General features: G+C 55.9%; 1 protein-coding gene and 1 pseudogene. Both read right to left on the minus strand.

Annotated elements, in window-relative coordinates:
* Nucleotides 1-342 precede the first annotated feature (342 nt).
* Nucleotides 343-984, minus strand: coding sequence for a reverse transcriptase N-terminal domain-containing protein (locus tag AWB81_RS42190; protein WP_235026236.1), 642 nt, complete (start codon nucleotides 982-984; stop codon nucleotides 343-345).
* Nucleotides 985-1,581: 597 nt separating this feature from the next.
* Nucleotides 1,582-2,127 (minus strand): annotated as a pseudogene (locus AWB81_RS42195) (IS5 family transposase); the annotation flags it as partial.
* Nucleotides 2,128-2,286 lie beyond the last annotated feature (159 nt).

Below are 2,286 nucleotides of genomic sequence, written 5' to 3' on the forward strand. Positions count from 1 at the left end.
CCAGTCTCTCATGCAATTCATCCAGTTCACGTTCCCATGCTTTAGCAATCTCTTTCATAGTCCTATACAAAGTAGTTATACTAACGTAGTATAGGAAAAAATAACTACGGCTGTAGTGTTAGACACCCCGGTCACAACGAAGTCGTCCGCATACCGGTTGACGTTGATCTTGAACTTTCGGCGCGCGCGTTCCGTCGGTCCCACGCTTGCATCTACTGCCGCCTCCAGTCCGTCCAGCGTCAAACGGGTGAGATAATGCCCCCTTGGGGTGTCCCCGCCTCGGTCGCGAACAGGGTTCCTTCGTCGATAAATCCGGCTTTCAGCCATCGTCGCAGGACAACCTTATCCATCGGAATGTGTTGAAGTCCAGTCGTGGCTAAAATTATCGAAGCAACCTCGAATGTCTCCTTCCAGAATCCACTCCGGCGACTTGCGCTTGGCTAGAGTGGTAAAGCAGCATTCGATAGCATCGGCAGTCGAACGTTCGGGCCGAAACCCGTACGAGTTTGGATCCGCCAAGGTCTCCGCAATGGGCTCCAACGCGAGCTTCCATAGTGCCTGCATTGCTCTGCATAGCATGCGGGGAATTCCGAGCGGACGCTTCTTGCCATTGCTCTTGGGGATGTAGATGCGCCGAAGCGGCAACGCACGGTAACCGTGATGTTGCATTGCTTCCATCCCGTTCCATCTGGCCGCCGGATTCGACCAGAGCTTGCCATCGATACCCGGCGTTCTCTTGCCACGATTCTCAGTCACTCGTTTCACGGCTAGCATTTTGCCGCTGTACGAGCGCGTCAGCAGACGCTGCAAGGCACTGACCTTGCCCCATCTGCCTTCCTTGGTTGCCTTGGCGATACGCGCCTGGAGTCGCTTCACCTCATCCTTGATGCGAGGCCAATCGGCCTGAAGCCACATGTGGGTGGGGCGCGAGGGCGCACCAGCCCCGATGGCCTCTGCTTGCGCAACGCCTCCGGTTGCCGTCATCTGCTTTCCCTCGTGTAACGATTAATCAAGTTCTCTCGCCATGAATGACCACGCGGAAGTCTGCCCGCTTTCGCGTCGGACGATGTTTCAGCCCGTATCTCGACCATTACAGCCGGGCGTTCGCTTTTTCCGCAATCCTCTATCCGCAGCACTAACAGCGTTCCTTGCGGTTCGCCTGCCGTTGCCGGCAGCGCTATGGACTTACCCTGTTCCGCATGAATTTCAGAGTGGGGCGGACCCCTCCTATCCGCCGGCGGCGTTCTGTCCACGATGGCCCAGCACACAGAGGCCATACCTTGCCGCGCGCCATTTTGGCTCAAGCCTGTCAGCACATTTGGCTTGTACAATGATGACGACGTTTACAGAGGTTCACAATGTTGGTCGTTGCCACCCGTCCCTAGTCCCTCACCACCCTTGTGCGGGCAGATTCCGCTTTCCCTCGCGGGTCGGCGTACCGAAATAGATCGGCGGTTACATTGTCCCCAGAGCTTCACACCGAGCTGTTACCGGCTCCGCATGTCTGGGTAGGGAACGGTTGATGGAACAACCGGTTTAATCACAACGCACAGCTCGTTGAGTTAGACAGAAATTCAAGCGACTTTCAGGTCGCACATGCGCTTTCATGCCGAAATACCAATTTCGGCCTTTCTGGGTCGACTGCATCTCAGGGTCGCGTGTGCCCGAGCCGTTCTTGGTCGAGCTGGGCGCCGCGATCAACGTGGCGTCGACAGCTGAACCCGCTTTAAGCATCAGTCCCTTGTTGCTCAATATTTCGTTGACCACCGCCAGGATCTGCGCAGCGATACCATGTATTTCAAGTAGGTGCCGAAACCGCAAGATCGTCGTTTCGTCGGGGAGACGGGTCATCCCACCATCAAGGCCCACGAACTCGCGATACAGCGGGACGTCGTAGAGGGCTTCTTCCATTGCCGGATCCGAAAGACCAAACCACTGCTGGATGAAATGAATGTGCAGCATTGTTGCCACCGGAAATGGCGGACGTCCAGTTTTCCCCTTCGGATAATGCGGCTCGATCAACGCAATCAGCCTCGACCACGGCACCACTCGTCTCATGTCGTCCAGAAACTCCCGCTTGCGCGTGCGCTTGGTTGACAGGTTCAAGCCGAGATTAAGCTGCGTCATCGTGACATCTCCAAGTCGTCGCTTATGTGATAGTACTACTTACCGTGTATGAACGAAGGGTTATGCAGAGCTTCCTTAACGTCCTCGAGAGTGCCGAGTTCTTGCGCCTTTCTCACGGTCTCATCTTGGCGTTCGTGAGCGCCGATCCAGTTCTCGGTA

The organism is Caballeronia arationis (assembly GCF_001544975.2).
GTDB classification, from domain to species: Bacteria; Pseudomonadota; Gammaproteobacteria; order Burkholderiales; family Burkholderiaceae; genus Caballeronia; species Caballeronia arationis.

Bases quoted from the DNA above. Each gene is read 5' to 3' on its own strand.
- AWB81_RS42190 (WP_235026236.1), bottom strand. From the start codon at position 984: ATGACGGCAACCGGAGGCGTTGCGCAAGCAGAGGCCATCGGGGCTGGT.